Raw genomic sequence first — 20,064 nt, forward strand, 5'->3', positions numbered from 1 at the left:
TCGGAGCTTTTTCCGGAGGGGTCAGCCGGTTTCCGAAGTGGACACCGGGGGCACGGGCAATACACCCGAGAACCGGCCGGAACCTGCCGCCCGTCCGCTTCCGTCACGCCACGGCAGCTCGGCAGCGGTGTCGCGCGCCGGATCCTCGCGAGCGTCCCGGTCGAAATCCTCTGTGTGGTATGGGAAATTCATCACTGCTCCTGGGTCTTTCCGTGTTCCGGCAACGCTAGGGGCGCGGCGCCCGAGCGAGGCACCACATCGCGCCGCCGGCCCGGGCGGCCGAAGCGCAGCACCCGGGTGCCCACCCGACGGCGGCGGGCCGTGAACTCCGCCTGGCTCGGGGACATCCGCATCGAAACTCCTTTCCTCGCCCGGCCGAAATTCCACCGGCCGGGCCGCGACCGGCGCCACGGGTGCCGTGCGGGTGGTCGTGGCGCTGGGCGGGGCGGGGGCGGCCCGGGTCCCAATGGTGTCCGAGCGAGACACCACCCCGAGCCGCCCGCTCCCCGGGTCATTCGTTGCAGCGCTTGCCCGTGTTGATGCAGGTGACCACACGGTTCATCTGCGACTGCGTCATGACGTTGGCGAAGTCGTCGTGATCCGAGCGCGGGTTGTGCTTCTCCTCGGGGAACGCGTCCACTTTGTACTGGCCCTTGACCTGCACGTCGTGCGGGATGTTGTAGACCAGGGTGATCTTCAGCTGCGGCACCGCCTTGAAGCCGCGCTTGCAGTTGCCGTTCGCATCCGAGAAGACGATGTGGGTGCGGTGGTTGGCGCTGTCGATGTTCTTGCCGTCCCAGCAGTTCGGGAAGGCGTGGATGCGCTCGACCTTGCTGCCGTCGGGGCAGATGGGGTAATGGTCGGTCAGCCGGTCCTCGAAGCCGGAGCACGTCCAGCTCGCGCGGGCGTTGGCGGGACCATTGGCGCCTTCCTTCGCGTCACCGTAGAGCACCCGCAGGAACCGCGGCATCGCCACGACCCGGCGCGCGCCGCCGCTGCCGAAGGACAGCGTCGCGGACACCACGCGCTGGATCTCGCCGTCGTTGCCGGCGACCTCGTTCTCGTCGTTCACGCCCGGGAGCTCGGCGGCCGCACCGTTGTCCTGCTTCTGCTTCTGCTCCGTGGCGCTCTCGCCGGCGGCCGGGTCGCTGTTGGCGCCGCCGTTGTCGAGACCCGCGTCGTCCGGGTCCTGCACGGCGCAGCCCGCGAGCGCAGCCGGGTCTTCCGGCTTCACGCCCTGCGCGGTCATCGTGTCGGAGATCTTCTTCAGGGACGCGGACCGCTTGCCCTTCAACGAGCTCAGTACCTCATCGGCGTCCTGCCCGGTCTCCACCTGCTTGTCGGCCTGGTCGACCTGCGCGTCCATCGCGTCGAGCTCGGTGTTCACCGCGTCCATCGCCGCGTCGGGCACGTCGGGCAGCTCGCTCACCACGTCGGGGCACTCGACCTGCGGCGCGGCGGCGTCCTTGGCCGCGTCGGCGCGGTCGGCGGCCACGTCCTCGCCTTCCGTCGGGGCAGCGGCTTCGGACGAAGCCGGAGCTTCCTCCTCGTCGTCGGTGTCGATGCGGACCACCGGCCAGTAGTAGGTGGACTTGTCACCGTTCTTGCACGTCGTGCCGGCCTTGGCGAGGCTGCGGTTGGTCGAGTCGGCGTTGGTGGAGAGGTTGCCGACGTAGTCGTGCAGGTGCTGGGCGCCGTTGCGCACACCCGGCTGCGCGATGAAGTTGTCGGGGTTGAAGTGGCCGTTCTCGTTGCGTCCACAGTCGACGGTGAACGTGCCGCGCGCACCGCGGTTCTGCGTCCGGCTCAGGTTCGAGCCCTTCGGGACTTTGTTGATGTCCAGGAAGAAAGACTTGTCGGCCGGGTCGGCGCCGGCGCGGTCGGGCTCGCCGGACGTCGCGTTCACGGCCAGCGCGCCGACCGCGAGGGCCAGGCCGAGTGCACCGGTGACGATCGTGACGCGCTTCGACGACCGGTGCCGGGGATGGTTCCTGGTCATGGTGCTGTGCTCACCTCGTTCGATCCTCCGGGCGCGCCGAACTACGGCCGCGGCCCGGGTGTGAACTACTTGGAGTCAAGACGCTCGGCACCTCGGATGCGGGGGAATCCGGTGCCGGCACTGGGGAATACGGACGGGAAGGCGAAGTGGTTCAAAAAGAAATCGCCGCGTTATCCGCACGTGATCGGGATTTCCGCCCTTCAAATCCACAAAGGACGGAATATTTCCCCAGGGAGAAGGGTCAGCGGTCGACGACCACGAGCAGCGTGCCGTCGTCGGACCGGACCTCGAACCGCGTGATCTCGTCGGCGGGCAGCGACGTGCCGCCGGTCACGTGCAGCGGGTCGGGCGAACCCGGGATCCCGTAGCCCTTCGCGGGCACGGACCAGCCGGTGACCGTGCGGATGTCGCCGGCCGAGGAGATGGCGAGCAGCTGGCAGTTCATCGGTCCCGCGGCCCCGCTCAGGTCGAGGTCCACGGAGCTGCCCCACTCGCGCGGGGTCACGGTCACGCGCGCGGTCAAGGCCGAAGCGCCCTGACCCGACGACGTGCCACCGCCGGGCGCGGACAGCGAGGAAGCCGGCGACGGCGGGACCGACGTCGGCGCGGCCAGGCTCACGGCCGGACCGGCGGCGTCGGCCGGGCGCACCGCGAGCGTCACGAGCGGACCCGCCACCACGAGCGCGGCCGCGGCCGCCGCGGCGACGAGCCCGGCGCGCCGGCGCCGCTTGCGCTTCACCGTCGCCTCGGCCATCAACGCCCGCAGCACGCGCGGGCCGGGCGCCAGCGTGCGGCCCGGCGTGACCGGTACCGGCGGCTCCGGCCAGTTCTTCTTCACCAAGTCGAGCACGTCGGGCAGCTGATGGAGCTCGACGAGGTCGAGCTGGCAGTGCGGACAGTCGAGCAGGTGTTCCTCGAACCGCGTGTTGTCGGCTTCACTGAGCACGCCGAGCACGTACGCGGCGAGGTCGGTGTGCGGGGACTCGGCCACCGTCACCTCACCCCCGCTCGCGCATCGCCTTCCGCAAGGCGCGGACGGCGTGGTGGATTCGCGATTTGACGGTGCCGGGCGGCACCCCCAGGGTGGCGGCGACCTCGTTCACGGTCCGGTCGGCCAGGTACGTCTGCTGCACGGCCTCCCGGTGCTCGGGCGAAAGCCCTTGCAGCGCCTCGTAAAGGATCATGGCCGCCACGGTCTTGTCCGACTCGTCGGACACGAACACGGCGTCGGACTCGATCTCCTCGAGCTCCTGCGGACGGACACTGCGGCTGCGCCAGCCGTCGATGACGATGCGCCGAGCGACGGTGAACAGCCACGCGCGCAGCATCGCCGGCCTCCGGTCGAGCTTGTCGGCGTTGCGCCACGCCTTGATCAAGGTCTCCTGCACCACGTCCTCCGCCCACTGCCGGTCGTGACCGGTCAGGCGCAGCGCGAAGCCCATCAAGGCTCCGCCGAACTCTTGGTACAACGCTTTGGCCAGGTCGTCATGAACTCCGGGGGTTTCGGTTTCATGATCGTCCGTCGGGCTCAGCGTTCGATTGTGCCGTCCCACGCCGCACATCTTTGTGGCAACGGCACCATTTCGTCCAGTACCAAATTCACGGGCACTGGTCACGAAAGTTTTTTGAACCGTGTCGAACCCGTGTCCGTATCCCCCGTCGAAGACCCCGACAAAGCGTCGTTCCCCCGCGACGCGCCGCATTCACCCTGGGCTTACTGTCCACAGTGGATCAACTGCGCCCTTTTCCCGTCGTTCCCCCGCGACGGTGCGCAGTTCCGCCCCCTGGAGGAAGCCGTGAACCGCTTGTTCCGCACAGCGGGACCGCCCGCTGTGTGCCTGGCCGCATTCACAGTATTGACCGCTTGTCAGTCCGGAACCGCTCCCGGTGGCTATTCTTCGAGCGCAGCAGGCTCGATGACCATGCCGATGGAGATGCCGGCCGACCAGACCGACCCGGCGAAAGCCGCCCTGCGGGCCGCGCGCGCGTTCGACCTCGGCCCGGTGGTCGTGGACGGAAGCGGTTTCGCCATCTACCGCTACGACCGCGACAGCGCCAAGCCGTCTCGTTCCCGCTGCACCGACGAGTGCGCGCAGAAGTGGCTACCCGTCCGCGCGAGTGGTGACGTGACGCTCACCGGCATCGACCGCGACCTTGTGGGAAGCGTCACGCGCCCCGACGGCACGGACCAGGTCACCCTCGCCGGCTGGCCGCTCTACCGCTTCACCGGCGACGAAATGCCGGGCCAGACCGCCGGACAGGGCGCCGACCGCGCCTGGTTCCCGCTGTCGCCCGACGGCCGCAAGATCGAAACCACGACCGATACCTGGCGGACCGATGCGTTCCGGATCTGAGCTCGCCCGAAGGTTCCTCCGCGTTGTTTTCGTCGTGCTCGCCGCTGTCGTGGTGCTGCAGCCGGCCCCCGCGTCCGCCCAGACCGGCGTCGACGCCGGCGACCAGCTGCTGCTCGTGAAGGTGCGCCAGGCCGGTCTGTGGGAGATGCCCGCCGGGACGTGGGCCGAAACCCGCGGCGCGAGCCCGAAGGTGCGGGAAGTCGGCGCCGCGATCATGGTCGACCACGGCCGGCTCGACGTGATGACGCGCCAGCTCGCCGCGAAGCTCAACGTCGCGCTGCCCGCCGAACCGTCGGCCGAGCAGATGGGCTGGCTCAACGAACTGCAGAACGCCCCCACCCCGCAGGACTTCGACCGCATCTTCGCCAACCGGCTGCGCGCGGCCCACGGCCAGGTGTTCTCCGTCATCGCGCAGGTCCGCGCCGGTACGCGCAACCCCGAGATCCGCGCGTACGCCACCGTCGCGAACCAAGCCGTGCTGCGGCACATGACGCTGCTGGAGAGCACCGGTTTCGTGGACTTCAGCGCGTTGCCGCAGGCCAACGTGGCCAGTTCCGCGGCGCCCGCGGGCGCCGCCCTCGACCTGCGGACCGGCGACGTGCTCACCGGCGCGCTGCTGATCCTGCTGGTCGGCGGCGCGACGCTGCTCGGAGTCCGTTACCTCAAGTCGGGCCGCCTGCGCGGCGGCCGCCTCCGCCCGAACTCAGGAGAAACCCATGGTTGACACCGTCCACGAGGCGGTGACCACCCTCGCTCAGCAGTCCACCGACCCGGCCGCACGCGGTATCGCGGCGCTGTCGGCGAGGCTGTCGTACGCGTTCATGTGCCTCACGCTGTGCTGGGGCGTGCTCACCGCCACGGGCTGGGTGCGCTCGGTCACCGGCCGCAAAGCCCTGCGCAGCGGCCACCTGACGCTGGCGACGCTCGCGCTCTCGTTCGGCTGCCTCCACGCGCTGGGGTTCCTCTACCTCACGGTGAACCCGTTCTCGCTGGCCTACATCACGGTCCCGTTCATGCCGGGCACGCTCGCGCGGCACACGTTCGGCATCGTCGGGCTGGAGCTGATGCTGGCCATCGCGCTCACCACGTGTGTGCAGCGCTGGACGTCGTACCGGCGCTGGCTGTGGCTGCACCGGCTGGCCTACCCGGCCGTCGCGCTGACCGCGTTGCACGCCTTCTTCGGCGCGATCGCCAACGGTCACCTCGCGACGCTGTGGCTCGCCGGCATCACGCTGCTCGTCCCCCCGGTCACGCTGGCGCTGCTGCGGTTCCTGCCGCCGCGGACGCTCGAGCGGATCGGGCTCGTCGAGGAGCAGGTGGCGTGAAACTCCCCGGCAGCGGGCCGCGCGTGAGCGTCGACAACGACCGGTGCGAGCTCTACGGAATCTGTGCGATGGAGGCCCCCGGCCTCTTCGACCTCGGCCGGGACGGGCGCCTGCGCTTCCGCAAGCGCCTGCTCGATCCCGAAGACATGACCCAGGCGATCGCCGCCGCCCGCGTGTGCCCGATGCAGGCGGTCGTACTCAGAGGGGAACTCGATGGCTGACGGCGACCGGATCGTCATCGTCGGCGCAGGTGTGGCCGGCCTGCGCGCGGCGGAACGACTGCGTGAGCTCGGCTTCGACGGCGAGATCGTGGTGGTGGGCGACGAGGCCCGCCGCCCGTACCACCGGCCGATGATCTCGAAGCAGCTCGTGATGGGAGCGGCACGACCGCCCGACACCACGCTGCGTGCCTACGGTGACCTCGACGTCCACTGGCGCCTCGGCACCCGCGCGACGCACCTTGACACCGCCGAACGCGTCGTGCACCTGCCCGGCGGCGAGTCACTTTGGTACGACGGGCTCGTGCTGGCCACCGGCGTCGTGCCGCGGCACCTGCCCGGTTCACCGCGCCACGACCCGCGCGTGCGCGTGCTGCGCACGATCGACGACGCGCTGGCTGTGCGGCATTGCCTGCACGCGAGCAACAAGCCCGCCGTGGTGATCGGCGGCGGCCTGATCGGCAACGAGTTCGCCGCGAGCATGCGCCACCTCGGACGCGACGTCACGCTCGTCGGCCACGCGAAGGCGCCGCTGCACCGCTTCGGCAGCCGGATCTCCGACGCGGTGGTGAAGCTGCACAAGGAACACCGCACGAAGCTGGCGATGGGTTCGGAGGTGCGGCACTGGATCAGCACCGACGACACAGTCGGGCTGCACCTGACGAACAACAAGCTGCTCGTGGCGAGCTGCGTGGTGCTCGCGATCGGCAGCGTCCCGGCGGTCGACTACCTGCGTGGCTCGGGTCTCGACGTCGAGGACGGTGTGCTGTGCGAGCCGACGCTGTTCGCCGAGGGCGCCGACGACGTGGTGGTGGCGGGTGACCTCGCGCGCTGGCCCAACCTGCGCTTCGACGAGGTGCCGCGCCGGGTCGAGCACTGGATCAACGCCGTGGAATCGGCGCGCGCGGCCGCCGAGAACCTGATCGCGGGCCGGTCGGCGGCAACACCGTTCGCGCCGCTGCCGCGGGCGTGGTCGACGCTCTACGACGTTCGGCTGCAGATGGCGGGCCTGCCGTCGCTGGGCGAGGACACCGTGTCGCTCGCCGACGGCATCACCGGTTTCATCCGCGCCGGGCAGCTCGTGGGCATCACGGCGTGGGACAAGCCGCGCGCGATGCTCGACTGGACGGCCGAGCTCGACCGTCGGCTGCCGGTGCCGGACTACACCCCGGTGGCACCTACGCCGGTCGAGACCTGGCCCGACGACGAACAGTTCGACACCGACGAGCGGTTCGACACGCAGGAGTTCTACGCGGAGTTCGCCGACGAGCTCGGCACGGTTCAGGACTACGCGCGGTGAGAGCCGGGGGTGGCCGCGCGCGGCGGCCGCCCCCTCCCGCCGGTCACCACGCCGTCCCTGCGGCTGGGCGGTGTGGTGACCGGCCCTTCGTTCACAGCCGTTCGACGATGGTGACGTTGGCGGTGCCGCCGCCTTCGCACATGGTCTGAGGCCGAACCGCGCGTCCCGGCGTTCCAGCTCGTGCAGGAGCGTCGCGAACAGCTTCGTGCCCGACGCGCCGATCGGGTGGCCGAGCGCGATGGCGCCGCCGTTCACGTTCACGCGGTCCGGGTCCGCGCCGGTCTCGTCGAGCCACGCGAGCACGACGCTGGCGAAGGCCTCGTTGACCTCGAACAGGTCGATCTCACCGATGGTGAGGCCGGTCTGGCGCAGCGCGTGCGCGGTCGCCGGGATCGGGCCGGTGAGCATCCAGACCGGATCCGCGGCCCGCACCGAAAGGTGGTGGATGCGTGCTCGGGGCTTGAATTTGTGCTCCCGCACGAACGCCGCCGAGGCCAGGAGCGTCGCGCTCGTGCCGTCGGAGAGCTGGCTGGAGACGGCGGCGGTGATGCGGGAGCCTTCGGAAAGCGGCTTCAACGCGGCCATCTTCGCGCGGCTGGTGTCGCGGCGGGGACCTTCGTCCACGCGGAAGTCACCGTAGGCCACGAGTTCGGCGTCGAAGCGCCCTTCGTCGATGGCGGCGGCCGCGCGTTCGTGGCTGCGCAGCGCGAACTCCTCCAGCTGCGCGCGCGAGAGGTCCCAGTGGTGCGCGATGAGGTCGGCGCTGCGGAAGTGCGAGATCTCCTCGGCGCCGTAGCGCTCCTGCCAGCCCTTCGAGCCCGAGAACGGGTCGGGGAACCCCAGCTCGCGCCCGGCGAGCATCGCCGAACCGATCGGCACAGCCGACATGTTCTGCACGCCGCCCGCGAGCACCAGGTCAGCCGTGTCGCTGAGCACCGCCTGCGCGGCGAAGTGCACGGCCTGCTGGCTCGATCCGCACTGGCGATCGACCGTCACGCCCGGCACGTGGTCCGGGAACCCGGCGGCGAGCCACGCGGTGCGCGCGAGGTTGCCGGCCTGCGGTCCGAGGGGGTCGACGCAGCCGAGGATCACGTCGTCGACGAGCGCCGGGTCGATGCGGGTGCGTTCGACGACCGCCCGGATCACGTGCGCGCCGAGGTCGGCCGGGTGCACCGCGGCGAGCGCGCCGCCGCGCCGGCCGACGGGCGTGCGCACGGCGTCGAGCACGTAGGCCTCAGCCACGGCGCCTCCTGCGGGTCGCGATGCCGTCGAGCAGGATGCCGAGGTACTGGTCGGCGACGTCGTGGGCGCTCAGCGCGCCTTCGGGGTTGTACCAGCGCACCGCGACCCAGACCGTGTCGCGGATGAAGCGGTAGACCAGCTCGACGTCGAGATCGGGGCGGAAGACGCCGGCCTCGACGCCGTCGGTGAGGATGCCGTTCCAGAGCTTGCGGAACTCGGCGTTGCGGTCGTTGAGGTAGGCGAAGCGCGGCAGCTGCATGAGGTGCTGGGCTTCGTTCTGGTAGATCGCGACCTCGGCGGGGCGGCGGTGGATCGAGTCGAACGACGCGACAACCACGGCCTCCAGCGTCTCGCGCGGGCCCTTGCCCTGCGCGACGATCTCGGCGTAGGCCCCGAAAAGCTCGTCGAGGAAACCGGACAGGATCTCGTCGGCCATCGACTCCTTCGAGTCGAAGTGGTGGTAGAGGCTGCCGGACAGGATGCCCGCGGCGTCGGCGATGTCGCGGACCGTGGTGGACACGTACCCGCGCTCGGCGAACAGCTTCACGGCGAGCGCGAGCAGCTCGGCTCGCCGTGATCCGGGGACGTTCTTCACTCGTTCCACCTCACGCGTGCTGGGCACTGACCGACACCACCTCGCCGGTGAGGTACGAGGCGTACTCACTGGCCAGGAACTCCATCACATTCGCCACCTCCCACGGCTGCGCCGCCCTGCCCGAGACCTCGCGCGCGGTGAGTTCGGCGAGCAGCTCGTCGCTGGTCACCTTCGCGAGGATGGCGTGCATCGCGAGGCTGGGCGCGACGGCGTTCACGCGCACGTCGTACGGCGCGGCGTCCACGGCGGCGCAGCGCGTCAGGGGCAGCACGCCGGCCTTCGCGGCGGCGTAGTGGCCTGGCCCTCCTGCGCGCGCCAGCCGAGCACGGAGGCGTTGTTCACGATGGCGCCGCCGGTTTTCTGGACCGTGAACCGGCGCAGGGCGGCGCGCGTGGCCCGGAAGGTGCCGGTGAGCGTCACGTCGAGCACACGCGACCACTCGTCGTCGGACATGTCCAGCCGGGAGCAGGTGCCGCCGAGGCCGGCGTTGTTGACGAGCACGCGCGCTCCGCCGCCTACGCCGCGCCGGAGTCGCCCCGGCTCGCCGCGGTGGCGAAGGTGCACTGCAGCGAGGTGTTCGCCGAAGTCGCCGCCGAGATGATCCAGCTGCACGGGGGCATGGCCATCACCTGGAATCATCCCGCGCACCGGTACTTCAAACGAGCACACTCGACCTCGCAGCTTTTCGGCGCACCCCATCACCACCTTTCGCGCGTCCACCCCTAGCGGGGTGGGGCCACCCCCCGTACGGGTTCTGGGGCCTGCCGGGTTCTGCTCGGCCGGCTTCCCCGAAAAACTCGACGAGGTGACCACAGACAATCTCGTCCTCCCGGCCGCGGCCGGCCCGGGCAGCGATTTCGCCCGCCTTTCCCGTCGCATCACGGACGCGGGGCTGCTCGCGCGGCGCCCCGGCTACTACACGGCCAGGGTCGCCGTGGTGACCACGCTGTTCGCCGGCGGCTGGGTCGCCTTCGCGCTCCTCGGGGACTCGTGGTGGCAGCTCACCGTCGCCGCGTTCCAGGCCTTCATGTTCGGTCAGATCGCCCTGCTCTCCCACGACCTGGCCCACCGCCAGGTGCTCCGCACGCGACGCCCGACCGAAACCGCCGGGCTCCTCGCGGGCAACCTGGGCGTGGGCATGAGCTACGGCTGGTGGATGGACAAGCACACCCGCCACCACGCGAACCCCAACCACGAGGAGCTGGATCCCGACGTCGACCCCGACATCCTCGTGTGGTCGCAGGACCAGGCCCGCGCCAGCCGCGGCGTGCCCCGGTTCATCGGGCGGCACCAGGCGTTCCTCTTCTTCCCGCTGCTCACGCTCGAAGGCCTGAACCTGCATTGGTCCGGTATCCGCGCGGTCGCCCGGCCCGGTCTGCGCCGCCGTGGCCTCGAGGCCACGCTCCTGGCGCTGCACTTCGCGACCTACCTCACCGCGTTGTTCGTGGTCCTCCCGCCGGGCCTGGCCCTGCTCTTCTTCGCCGTCCACCAGGGACTGTGGGGTGTCTACATGGGATCGATCTTCGCGCCGAACCACAAGGGCATGCCGACGCTGACCGGCCGCCCCCAGCTCGACTTCCTCCGCAAGCAGGTGCTCACCTCGCGCAACGTCCGCGGTAGTGCGATCGTGGATGTCGCCCTCGGCGGCCTCAACTACCAGATCGAGCACCACCTCTTCCCGAGCATGCCGTCGGTGCACCTGCGGCGCGCGCAGCCGATTGTGCAGAGCTACTGCGCCGAGCTCGGCATTCCTTACCTGCAGACCAGCCTCGTGGAGTCCTACCGGCAGGCGTTGGCCCACCTCCACGAAGCTGGGGCTCCTCTCAGGAAGCGTTCGTAGACTCGGGGGCATGCTCAGGAAAACTGTCTCGGCACTCGGTGATCTCCCGGTGGCCTTCGGCGCGAAGGCCACCGGCGCGCGTGCCGAGCGGATGCGGCGCTCGCCGCAGTACGCCGATGGCGTCTTCCACAATGCCTCACCCACGCGCTCGTCCCCTTCGCCCTCGGCGGCCGGCGGCATCCTGCGCGAGCTGCTCTTCGGCGACGACCGAGACCGCCGCAAGCCCACCGGGGAGATCCCGCTCGTGGCCGACACCACCACAGACTCCGCCGAAGGTCTGTTCCTCACCTGGTACGGCCACGCTTCGACGCTCGTGGAGATCGACGGCGCCCGCGTACTGTGCGATCCGGTGTGGAGCGACCGGGTGTCTCCCGCCGCTTTCCTGGGCCCGCGCCGCCTGCACGCCGCGCCGGTGCCGCTGGACGCGGTCGGCCGAGTCGACGCGATCGTGATCTCGCACGACCACTACGACCACCTCGACCTCGCCACCGTGCGCGCCCTGCTCGAGGCGCACGACGCACCGTTCCTCGTGCCGCTGGGGGTCGGCGCGCACCTGGAGCGGTGGCACGTGCCGGCTTCGCGAATCGTGGAGCTCGACTGGCACGACGAAGCCGAGGTCGCCGGCATCCGGTTCGTGGCGACACCGGCCCAGCACTTCTCCGGCCGCGGCATCGGCAACGACAGCACCCTGTGGACGTCGTGGGTCATCGCCGGGCCGCAGCACAAAGTGTTCTACAGCGGGGACACCGGCTACTTCGACGGCTTCGCCAGGATCGGCGAGGAGTACGGCCCGTTCGACGCCACGCTCATCCAGGTCGGCGCGTACGCCCCCCATTGGCCGGACATCCACATGACGCCCGAAGAAGGCATCGCCGCGCACATCGACGTTCGAGGCGGACTGCTCGTGCCCGTGCACTGGGCCACGTTCTCCCTCGCGATGCACCCCTGGGGCGAGCCCGCGGACCGCGTGTGGCGCGAGGCCAAGGCGAACGACCTCGCCCTCGCCGTGCCGACGCCCGGTCAGCGGATCGACGTGACGAACCCGCCCGCCGTGGACGGTTGGTGGCAGACGCTGGGGTGACGCCCTGGGTCTTCGCTCACCGTCCATGGGACGGCGCTCCGGTCTCCGGTGCGGACGAGCTTGTTTGCGCGCCGCCGAATTGACTCCTGCTGGGTACATCGCTGATCCGTTCTCGCGTGAATGTGTCGACGTGCTGCTCGAGGATGTGCTGCTCGAGTGCAGAAAAGGGTGCTGCTGAAGGATTCCCGCGCCGAGGAGGACGGGCGGAGTCGCACCACGTCCGGCTGCTTTGATGAATCCGACGTTAGCGCGCCTCAAGCGGCAAACGCCGCCCTTCACCCGAGCGACCACCCGATCGTGCGAACATGTGTTCGAATCGATGACATCGGCCGATCACCAGGGCACGATGGAACGGTGCTGCTCCAGTGATCCTTACTCGTCATCCATGCCTGGGCGCCCACCTGCTGTAGGTCCCGCGTCGGCAAGCCGCTCCTGCAGCCTCGCGTGCCGAAACTGGTACACCTCGCCGACCTGCCGCAACACCCCGCGCCGGTGTGCGTCGGCGAGGAAAGCCATGAATTCCCAGGGAATCCGGCCCCGCGAGGCCAGCCAGAGCCGGGTGAACGCGAAGGCGCCCCACGCCCGGGCCAAACACACACTCACGCCGACCGAAAGGCCGAACAGGCCGCCACCCACCACCGCCTGCACTGCGCTGGTCGCGGGCAGGAACACCTGACCACCGATGACCGCACCGGCGATCCCGTAGGCGACACCACCCAGGTTCGCGACGAGGGACCGGCCCAGCAGCCCGGCGGCCACTCCGCCCGCCAGGCCGAGCACCACGTCGTAGTGCCCGTTCAGTATTTCGAAGGTGGACTCTGCGGGGGTGAGCGCCAGAGCCAAACCGTAAAGAGACCGAGGGAGACCATGAATGACAACGTGAACGAGAGGGCCGCGGCGCGATCGTGGCGCAGCACGGTCTCCGGGCTGGACACCCGGTTCGCATCCAGCGGCGTGCCCAGCCAGACGTGCACGCCGACGGCCAGACCGAACACGAGCGCGAGCAGGCTGATCACCCAGGTCGGGAGCGACCAGCCGAGGCCGAGGCAGACTCCGGCCGCTTCGCCCACCGCGAACCGGCGGGCGAAGCGGCCGGCGGTACCCGCGAACCTCGGTTCCACTCGCAGCGGACCCGGGCGGCGCCCGACGCTGTGCGTGACGCAGCCCGCGATCGCGAAGGAGCCGCCGTAGATCGCGCCGATCACCGGGCCGGCGGCCAGCCAGCCGGTGAGGGCGAACAACCCCGCCGGCGGCAGCCCGAGGTACAGGCCGACGACGAGCCTCGGCACGGCGCGGTCCAGCTGCCACCAGGCGAGGTCGCGGGTGCGTTCGCGTTCGAGCCGGCGCGCGAGGAAGGTGAGCCAGCGCTCGGCCTGCGCGGGGTCGTAGTCGCGCGGCGGGTGTGGGCGGGCGAGCTGAGCGGGAGGTGTGGGTTTGCGGGTGTAGACGGCGGGGAGGTACGAGTCGAGGAGGTGTCGTTCGACGGATGCGCGGTCCGGGAATCGCGTGGGGTCGCAGAGTTCGCCGGGGTCGGTGGCGGGGTTCGCGTAGGCGGTCCTGGCCAGGTCGACCATCAGGGGCGTGCGCAAGGCTTGGGCGAGCGGCCCGGTCGGTTCGCGGCGCAGCCGGCGGACGAGCGGGTCCCAGCGGGTCTCGCCGGAGCGTCGGCGTGCGGTGAGGAAGTCGATCGTGTCCTCGATCTCGACCGGCTCGATCTCCACCACGGCGGCCCGGGTCAGGAAGGCGCCCGTTTGGCGGACCGCGAGCTCGTACTCGGCGCTGCGGCAGGTCACCACCAGCGGGCGGCCGGCGCCGACGGCTTGGTCGAGGGCATCGATCGCGGCGGTGTGGAGGCCTGGCGGGGTTTCGTCGAGGCCGTCGAGGACCGGGATGATCCGGCCCTCGAGGACCAGGCGCAGGCTGGCGTCCTCGCCGTAGGCGGCGGTGTTCGCGAGGCCCGGGTACTCCTCGACCAGCTTGCGCGCCAGCCAGGTGTGCAGGTGCTCGCGGTGCGGGTTCCAGGAGGCGAGCGGCAACAGCACCGGCACCGGCTCGCCCGGTCGCGGGTCCGCCAGCAGACCGAGAGTGAGGAGGATCGCCAGTACGGACTTGCCGGCGCCGGGCTCGCCGAGCACCACGAGCTGCCGAGCCGGGACCTGCCGGAACTTCGCGACGACGTCGGTCAGGTCGCCGCTCAGCACCAGGCGGTCCGGGCCTTCGCCGGGGCGCGCGCCGAGCACTGTCGACGCAGCGGCGGCGACCTCGCGCTCGGTGCACGACCAGTTCAACGGCACCGGCTCCGGACGCTTGAGCGAGCGCATCTCGGCTTCGGCGGTCCACTGCCGGGTGATCGCCGCGGCGAGCTCCTTCGCCGCGCGGTCGAGCTCGTCCGGGGGCGCGGAAGTGTCGGGTGTGGCGGTGTCGGGCGCGGCGGTGTCGGGCGCGGCGGTGTCGGGCGCGGCGCCCGACGGGCGATTCTCGCCGCGGAGGATGCGTTCGTGCAGGTCGCGGACGTCGGGGCCGGGGTCGATGCCCAGATCCTCGGCGAGGTCGGTGCGCAGGCGCTGGAACACCTTGAGCGCGTCTGCTTGCCGGCCGGAGCGGTCGAGCGCGAGCATCAGCTGGGCATGCGGCCGTTCGCGGAGCGGGTGCTCGGCGACGACCTCGGCGAGTTCGTCGACGACCTCGCGGTGCTGGCCGAGCGCGATCTGCCAGTCGACGCACGACTCGAACGCGTCGAGGCGCTGCTCGTCCAGCCGGGCGGCGCGGCTGACCAGCGCGGGGGTATCGAGCCCGTCGAGTGCGGGGCCACGCCAAAGCTTGAGCGCGGTCCGGATCTCGCGCACGCCGTCGCGCAGCGCACCCTGCTCGGCGAAGCGCTTCGCGTCGGCGAGGCCCTTGGTGAAGCGGAGCAGGTCGAGCTGGTCGTCGGCGACGGTGATCCGGTAGCCGGGGCCGTCGGTGACGATGAGGCGCTGCTCGGGGTCACCGAGCCGTTCGCGCAGGGCCGACACGCAGTTCTGCACCTGCTTGGTGGCCGTGGCGGGCGGCTCGCCCTCCCACGTGGCCTCGATGAGCCTCGCCATCGGGACGACGGCGTTGGGGGTGAGCAACAACGTCGCCAACACGCGCTGGTGCCGGGTTCCGGGGAGGGACAGCCGTCCCCCGGCCGTCCAGATCTCCAACGGCCCCAGCACACAGAAGTCCATCCACGTCCCTTCCCGGACCATGATCATACCTGCGCTGACCTGCGTGAGGATGGCGTGATGACGACACGAGGACGGACCTCGACACGGTTGAGCCATCCGGTCGCCCACTCCGGGGGTGGCCGCTCAAGGGGAGAGAACCGCCATGTCGAAGATCCGTTCCGCCGCCGCGATCGCGGCCGCCATCGCCGGTGTCGCCGCCGGCACCGTGGTCGCCGCAGCGCCGGCCTCCGCCGCGACCGCGCCCTGCCCGGCGAACTATTACTGCTTCTACCAGAACGCGAGCTACACGGGCTGGCACCTGAACTACAGCTCCACCCCGTCGGGAAGCTTCAACAACCCGCCGGCGTCCAGCGGGGACAAGCGCAGCCAGCTGTCGTCGATCATCAACAACGGCAATCGCACCATCTGCCTCTACAACCACCGCGGCGTCCTGGGCGACAAGCTGATCCTCAAGGTCGGTCCGTTCAAGGACTACAAGAACCTGGCCGACATCCCGGGCACCAACGACAAGGCCGACTCCTGGAAGATCAACGCCTGCTGATCCCCCCTCTTCGGGCCGAGCCGCCGGCGCCGTGAGGGGTGCGCCGGGGGCTCGGTCCGGCCGTCTCGGCGGGTGCGCGTGGCACGCTGGACGGCATGAAGCTCAAACTCGACCTGCACGACATCTACAACCGCAGCGGCGATATCGACCGGGCGCTGCGGGCGGTGATCGACGAGGCCGTGGCGAAGAAGGCGCCGCTCGTGGAGATCATCCCGGGCAAGGGGTCCGGCCAGCTGAAGAAGCACGTGCTGCGGTTTCTGGAGCAGGAACAGATCAAGGCGCTCTACCACCGTGTGGAGAAGGACAAGGACAACTTCGGGCGGGTGTTCGTGCACTTCAGGTGGAAGTAGGCGCGCTACAGCCAGTCGTCCGGGCGGGGCCAGGACAGGAGCGCGGCGAGCGGGTCGAGGACGGGTTCCGTGACGGTGTACTGACCGCGGTGAAAGAGGAGCGGCCGGGCGTCGGAGGTGTCGCCGCGTGCGGTCACGCGGCCGATGACGACGTGGTGGTGGTCGCCGGCGGGATGCACGGTCTCGAGAGCGCAGTCGATCCACGTGAGGGCGCCGTGGATCAGCGGGGCGCCGGACGGGGCGGGGTGCCAGGCGACGGTGGCGAACTTGTCGTCAACGCGGGCACCGAAGGTGGCACTGAGGTCGCGCTGGTGCTCGGCGAGGACGTTGACGGTGAAGCGACCGGTGGCGGCGAGGATCGGCCAGGTGCGCGACGTGCGGGCCGCGCAGAACAACGCCAGCGGCGGATCCAGGGACAACGCCGCGAAGGACTGACACGCGAACCCGACCGGGGCGGCGCCGTCATGGCTGGTGACGATGGTGACTCCGGTGCAGAAGTGTCCGAGCACGGCCCGGAATCGCGACGGGCCGAGTACAGCGGTCATCCGGGCCTCACCGAAGTTTCGGTTGGACGCCAGGTCTCCGGCTGACCCGCGGCAAAGGCGCGCGGAGGGGGCTGAGAGACCGCGAACCATCGCGGCCATCGAGAGCCAACGCTGAAATCGTGGCCCAAAGGGACACCCCGGCACCGGCGCGCGCCGAGAAACCGCGAAACAACGCGCCCATCGCGAACGGGCGCCGACACCGTGGCGCCAACGGGACACCGCGAGGCCAGCGCGGGCCGAGAACCCCGCGGAACAACGGGGCATCGGGAACCGACGCCGAAGGCGTGGCCCCAAAGGGACACTGCGATGCCGGCGCACGAGGAGAAACCTGCGAACCAACGCGGCCATCGGAAACTCACGCCGAAGTCGTGACCCCACAAGGACACCGCGATGCCAGCGCGGGCCCATAGACCCGCGAACCAACGCAGCCATCGGCAACTGTCGCCGAAGTCGTGGCCCCAAACGGACACCGCGATGCCAGCCCGGGCACAGAAACCCGCGAAGCAACGCAGCCATCGGCAACCCGCATCGACAATCCGTTGCTGTCTGAGGAAGACGGGCCGGTCTACCAGCTGCGCCGCTGGTACGAGCAGTTCTACGTCGACGCCGACGACGTCACCGAGGACATGACGCGCCGCTTCGAGTTCGAGGTCGACACGAGCAAGGCCAACGAGGCGTGGGCCGCGGAAGTGGCGGAGAACCTGGCGCGGCAGCGTGCGGAGGCGGAAGAGGCAGGCGTGTGACGACCGAGGTCACCGAGTTCCACACCGCCGGGCTGCGGCCGCACGAGTGCCGCAGCTGCGGGACGTGTGTGCCGGTGAAGAAGAACAGCCTCGCGCACACGAGCATCCAGTGGACCACCGACGCTCCTCGCAGCTGCCCGTTTTCGCGGCGCACGTGGCCGCCGGGAGGCATCCCGCGTTGCTCGACACGTGCGAGAAGCTGGCCGACAGCATCACCGACGCCGTGCACGACGGGAGCCTCGACGTGGCCGACCGGGTGGTGCGTGATGGCTGACGTCGTGACGCTGACCGTGGCCGAGGTGATCGTCGAGACCGCCGACGCGCGCTCGATCGTGTTCGCCATCCCGGAAGAACACCAGGCGGCCTTCGCCTACGCACCCGGCCAGTTCCTCACGCTGCGGATCCCCAGCGACCGCGCGGGATCCGTCGCGCGGTGCTACTCGCTCTCGAGCGCGCCGCACGAGGGCCGGGTGCAGGTCACGGTGAAACGCACGGGGTTCGGTTCCGGCTGGGTGTGCGAAGAGCTGTGTGAAGGCGCGGAGATCGAGGTGCTGCCGCCGGCCGAGGTGTTCGTGCCGGCGTCGCTGGACGGTGACTTCCTGTTGTTCGCGGCGGGCAGCGGCATCACGCCGCTGATGTCGATCCTCAAGTCGGCGCTGCGGCACGGCACCGGACAGGTCGTGCTCGTCTACGCCAACCGCGACGAAGCGTCCGTGATCTTCGCCCGGCAGCTCGCCGAGCTCACCAGCCGGCACCCGGATCGGCTGACCGTGCTGCACTGGCTCGAAAGCCTGCAGGGTCTGCCGTCCGCGCGCACGCTCGAAACCCTCGCCGCGCCCTACCGCCGGCACGACGCGTACCTCTGCGGCCCGGAGCCGTTCATGGCCGCCGCCAGGACCGCGCTGACCGAGCTCGGCGTGCCGCGCGAGCGCGTCCACGTCGAGAAGTTCCATTCCCTCACCGGGAACCCGTTCGACCGGACACGCGAACCCGAGTCCCCGGAAGCAGGCGAGACGGCCCGGCTCACCGTCGACCTCGACGGTGAAACCCGCACCACCGCCTGGCCGCGGCAGCGGAAACTGCTCGACCACCTGCTCGCCGAGGGCCTCGACGCGCCGTACTCCTGCCGCGCAGGCCAGTGCAACGCTTGCGCGTGCCGCCTGGTGTCCGGTGAGGTGAAGATGCTCGACAACGAGGTGCTCGACACCGAAGACCTCGCCGACGGGATCGTGCTGGCCTGCCAGTCGCTGCCCGTCACGGACGAGGTGTCGGTCAGCTACGAATAGCCCGAAAGCCAAGGAGAGCCCGTGCCCATCGACCCCGCGCTCGCGATCGGTGCCGACCTCGGCGAGGTGCGGTTCGCCTGGACGCCGTCCGCCGTGCTGCTCTACCACCTCGCGCTGGGCGCCGGCGCCGATCCGGTCGACGAGCGCGAACTGCACTACACCTACGAGCAGGACCTGCGGGTGATCCCGACGTTCGCCACGGTCGCGGTGAACCTGCGCACGTTCACCCCGCCCGCGCTCAAGTTCCCGGGCGTGGACATCGACCTCGCCAAGGTGCTGCACGGCACGCAGGAGATCGAGCTGCACCGGCCCATCCCCGTCGACGGCGAAGCCGTGGCGCGCACGCGCATCACGGACGTGTTCGACAAGGGCAAGGCCGCCGTCCTCGTGCAGGAAACCACGGTCGCCGACTCGCAGGGCGATCCACTGTGGACCGCCCGCTCCGGTATCTTCGCCCGCGGCGAGGGCGGCTTCGGCGGCGAGCGCGGGCCGTCGCAGAGGCTCGGGTGGCCCGAGCGCGAGCCCGACGCCGTGCTCGACACCCCGACGCTGCCCCAGCAGGCGCTTTTGTACCGCCTCTGCGGCGACCGCAACCCGCTGCACGCCGACCCCGCGTTCGCGAAAGCCGCCGGGTTCGACCGCCCGATCCTGCACGGGCTGTGCACCTACGGAGTGGTCGCGAAGGCGCTCACCGACGCCTTCCTCGACGGCGACCCCACCCGGATCCGCTCGTTTGGGACGAAGTTCGCCGGCGTGGTCTTTCCGGGCGAACCACTGCGCACGCGCGTGTGGCGCGAGAGCGACCGGCTGCTGGTGACCACCACCGCTCCGGAGCGTGACGACGCTCCTGTGCTGTCCGACACAGTGCTCGTGCCGCGCTGAGCCGACCGCCAGTATTACGGTGTCGGAAAGGACACCGGAACAGGGACGGGACGGCGGATGGCGGACGAGCACGCTCTCGGTCAGCACAGCGGCACCTTCTTCGTGGTCCGCGGACCGGTGGAGCCGGGTGACAAGCGCGGCCGCGAGCTGGGCTTCCCCACGGCGAACATCGCGCTGCGCAACCAGAGCGGGCAGGTCGGCGACGGCGTCTGGGCCGGCTGGGCCGAGCGCGCGGACGGCACCCACGTGGCCGCCGCGGTGTCCGTCGGGCGCCGCCCCACGTACTACGGCGCCGACGGCTACCGGCTCGTCGAGGCGCACCTGCTCGACTTCAAGGGCGACCTCTACGGCGAGACGCTCACCGTCTGGCTCGGCGCGCACCTGCGTGAGCAGCAGAAGTACAACTCCGGCGAGGAGCTGATCGAGGCCCTCGACCGCGACGTCGCCGCCACGCGCAAGTGGATCGAGGAGAATCCGGCGAGCCAGCTGCCGGACCTCGGCACGCCGCCGCCCGACGGTGAGGTCCGCCGGCTCGGCTGAAGCGGCGACGCCCG

At 70.5% G+C, this 20,064-nt stretch carries 22 protein-coding genes and 3 pseudogenes; 15 read left to right on the top strand and 10 right to left on the bottom strand.

The genetic code is table 11. The features are described from left to right. Positions 1–191 precede the first annotated feature (191 nt). The 4 genes from QRX50_RS44360 to QRX50_RS44375 all read right to left on the bottom strand — a co-directional run bounded on the left by QRX50_RS44360 (position 192) and on the right by QRX50_RS44375 (position 3,441). Positions 192–353: a hypothetical protein gene (locus QRX50_RS44360; protein WP_285969047.1), complete on the bottom strand. Its 162-nt coding sequence runs from the start codon at positions 351–353 to the stop codon at positions 192–194. Positions 354–511: 158 nt separating this feature from the next. Then, positions 512–1,999: a DUF1996 domain-containing protein gene (locus QRX50_RS44365; protein ID WP_285969048.1), complete on the bottom strand. Its 1,488-nt coding sequence runs from the start codon at positions 1,997–1,999 to the stop codon at positions 512–514. Positions 2,000–2,240: 241 nt separating this feature from the next. Then, entirely contained in the window at positions 2,241–2,990 is a 750-nt protein-coding gene (locus QRX50_RS44370; RefSeq protein WP_285969049.1) for a zf-HC2 domain-containing protein, read from the bottom strand. 7 nt (positions 2,991–2,997) lie between these two features. Beyond that, entirely contained in the window at positions 2,998–3,441 is a 444-nt protein-coding gene (locus tag QRX50_RS44375; RefSeq protein WP_285969050.1) for a sigma-70 family RNA polymerase sigma factor, read from the bottom strand. On the opposite strand from QRX50_RS44375, the gene QRX50_RS44380 reads away from it, so the two are divergent. From QRX50_RS44380 to QRX50_RS44400, 5 genes are read left to right on the top strand one after another with little or no spacing between them, the layout of a single operon-like run. Beyond that, on the top strand, positions 3,412–4,353 hold the full coding sequence (locus QRX50_RS44380) for a hypothetical protein (RefSeq protein ID WP_285969051.1): 942 nt from the start codon (positions 3,412–3,414) through the stop codon (positions 4,351–4,353). The genes QRX50_RS44375 and QRX50_RS44380 overlap by 30 nt on opposite strands. Then, a complete protein-coding gene (locus tag QRX50_RS44385) occupies positions 4,337–5,077 on the top strand; it encodes a DUF4142 domain-containing protein (protein WP_285969052.1) in 741 nt (246 codons plus the stop codon). The genes QRX50_RS44380 and QRX50_RS44385 overlap by 17 nt, the downstream gene beginning before the upstream one ends. Continuing rightward, on the top strand, positions 5,070–5,678 hold the full coding sequence (locus tag QRX50_RS44390) for a ferric reductase-like transmembrane domain-containing protein (RefSeq protein ID WP_285969053.1): 609 nt from the start codon (positions 5,070–5,072) through the stop codon (positions 5,676–5,678). Before QRX50_RS44385 ends, QRX50_RS44390 begins: the two co-directional genes overlap by 8 nt. Then, on the top strand, positions 5,675–5,899 hold the full coding sequence (locus QRX50_RS44395; protein WP_285969054.1) for a ferredoxin: 225 nt from the start codon (positions 5,675–5,677) through the stop codon (positions 5,897–5,899). Before QRX50_RS44390 ends, QRX50_RS44395 begins: the two co-directional genes overlap by 4 nt. After that, complete coding sequence (locus QRX50_RS44400) at positions 5,892–7,196, top strand: NAD(P)/FAD-dependent oxidoreductase (RefSeq protein WP_285969055.1); 1,305 nt, start codon at positions 5,892–5,894, stop codon at positions 7,194–7,196. The genes QRX50_RS44395 and QRX50_RS44400 overlap by 8 nt, the downstream gene beginning before the upstream one ends. Before the next feature lie 91 nt (positions 7,197–7,287). Here QRX50_RS44400 and QRX50_RS44405 read toward each other — a convergent pair. From QRX50_RS44405 to QRX50_RS44415, 3 genes and pseudogenes are all read right to left on the bottom strand, one after another. Continuing rightward, positions 7,288–8,438, bottom strand: a pseudogene (locus QRX50_RS44405) (acetyl-CoA C-acetyltransferase). Then, the gene (locus tag QRX50_RS44410; protein ID WP_285969056.1) at positions 8,431–9,033 is read right to left on the bottom strand and encodes a TetR/AcrR family transcriptional regulator; all 603 of its coding nucleotides are present in this window, start codon (positions 9,031–9,033) and stop codon (positions 8,431–8,433) included. Before QRX50_RS44410 ends, QRX50_RS44405 begins: the two are co-directional and overlap by 8 nt. A gap of 10 nt (positions 9,034–9,043) precedes the next feature. Beyond that, positions 9,044–9,546: pseudogene (locus QRX50_RS44415) on the bottom strand (SDR family oxidoreductase); the annotation flags it as partial. Positions 9,547–9,606: 60 nt separating this feature from the next. Between QRX50_RS44415 and QRX50_RS44420 the strand changes: the two are divergent. The 3 genes from QRX50_RS44420 to QRX50_RS44430 all read left to right on the top strand — a co-directional run bounded on the left by QRX50_RS44420 (position 9,607) and on the right by QRX50_RS44430 (position 11,954). After that, positions 9,607–9,759 carry an acyl-CoA dehydrogenase family protein gene (locus QRX50_RS44420; RefSeq protein ID WP_491700783.1) on the top strand — a complete coding sequence of 51 codons (153 nt, stop codon included), beginning with the start codon at positions 9,607–9,609 and terminating at the stop codon, positions 9,757–9,759. A gap of 79 nt (positions 9,760–9,838) precedes the next feature. After that, entirely contained in the window at positions 9,839–10,873 is a 1,035-nt protein-coding gene (locus QRX50_RS44425; protein WP_285969057.1) for a fatty acid desaturase family protein, read from the top strand. Between the two features lie 10 nt (positions 10,874–10,883). Then, entirely contained in the window at positions 10,884–11,954 is a 1,071-nt protein-coding gene (locus QRX50_RS44430) for an MBL fold metallo-hydrolase (protein WP_285969058.1), read from the top strand. A gap of 372 nt (positions 11,955–12,326) precedes the next feature. On the opposite strand, the gene QRX50_RS44435 is transcribed toward QRX50_RS44430, so the two are convergent. Together QRX50_RS44435 and QRX50_RS44440 are read right to left on the bottom strand one after the other, a co-directional pair. After that, positions 12,327–12,797 (bottom strand): hypothetical protein, encoded by a 471-nt coding sequence (locus QRX50_RS44435; RefSeq protein ID WP_285969059.1) that lies wholly within the window; start codon positions 12,795–12,797, stop codon positions 12,327–12,329. Further along, positions 12,752–15,184: an AfsR/SARP family transcriptional regulator gene (locus tag QRX50_RS44440; protein ID WP_285969060.1), complete on the bottom strand. Its 2,433-nt coding sequence runs from the start codon at positions 15,182–15,184 to the stop codon at positions 12,752–12,754. Before QRX50_RS44440 ends, QRX50_RS44435 begins: the two co-directional genes overlap by 46 nt. A gap of 121 nt (positions 15,185–15,305) precedes the next feature. Here QRX50_RS44440 and QRX50_RS44445 point away from each other — a divergent pair, with 121 nt between their 5' ends. Together QRX50_RS44445 and QRX50_RS44450 are read left to right on the top strand one after the other, a co-directional pair. Next, positions 15,306–15,704: a peptidase inhibitor family I36 protein gene (locus QRX50_RS44445; RefSeq protein WP_285969061.1), complete on the top strand. Its 399-nt coding sequence runs from the start codon at positions 15,306–15,308 to the stop codon at positions 15,702–15,704. A 95-nt stretch (positions 15,705–15,799) separates the two neighbouring features. Beyond that, positions 15,800–16,054, top strand: a complete 255-nt coding sequence (locus QRX50_RS44450; protein WP_285969062.1) for a Smr/MutS family protein — start codon at positions 15,800–15,802, stop codon at positions 16,052–16,054. Positions 16,055–16,059: 5 nt separating this feature from the next. Here the strand turns inward: QRX50_RS44450 and hsaB are convergent, their stop codons facing one another. Then, positions 16,060–16,599 (bottom strand): 3-hydroxy-9,10-secoandrosta-1,3,5(10)-triene-9,17-dione monooxygenase reductase subunit, encoded by a 540-nt coding sequence (gene hsaB, locus QRX50_RS44455; protein WP_285969063.1) that lies wholly within the window; start codon positions 16,597–16,599, stop codon positions 16,060–16,062. Positions 16,600–17,120: 521 nt separating this feature from the next. On the opposite strand from hsaB, the pseudogene QRX50_RS44460 reads away from it, so the two are divergent. The 5 genes and pseudogenes from QRX50_RS44460 to QRX50_RS44480 all read left to right on the top strand — a co-directional run. Next, positions 17,121–17,342: pseudogene (locus QRX50_RS44460) on the top strand (3-ketosteroid-9-alpha-hydroxylase); the annotation flags it as partial. Between the two features lie 109 nt (positions 17,343–17,451). Further along, entirely contained in the window at positions 17,452–17,616 is a 165-nt protein-coding gene (locus QRX50_RS44465; RefSeq protein ID WP_285969064.1) for a hypothetical protein, read from the top strand. Beyond that, positions 17,609–18,628: a ferredoxin--NADP reductase gene (locus QRX50_RS44470; protein ID WP_285969065.1), complete on the top strand. Its 1,020-nt coding sequence runs from the start codon at positions 17,609–17,611 to the stop codon at positions 18,626–18,628. Before QRX50_RS44465 ends, QRX50_RS44470 begins: the two co-directional genes overlap by 8 nt. Before the next feature lie 21 nt (positions 18,629–18,649). Beyond that, positions 18,650–19,510 carry a MaoC/PaaZ C-terminal domain-containing protein gene (locus tag QRX50_RS44475; RefSeq protein WP_285969066.1) on the top strand — a complete coding sequence of 287 codons (861 nt, stop codon included), beginning with the start codon at positions 18,650–18,652 and terminating at the stop codon, positions 19,508–19,510. Positions 19,511–19,567: 57 nt separating this feature from the next. Continuing rightward, positions 19,568–20,050 carry a riboflavin kinase gene (locus tag QRX50_RS44480; RefSeq protein ID WP_285969067.1) on the top strand — a complete coding sequence of 161 codons (483 nt, stop codon included), beginning with the start codon at positions 19,568–19,570 and terminating at the stop codon, positions 20,048–20,050. The last annotated feature ends 14 nt before the right edge of the window (positions 20,051–20,064 follow it).

Origin of the sequence: Amycolatopsis sp. 2-15, assembly GCF_030285625.1 — a bacterium.
GTDB lineage: Bacteria > Actinomycetota > Actinomycetes > Mycobacteriales > Pseudonocardiaceae > Amycolatopsis > Amycolatopsis carbonis.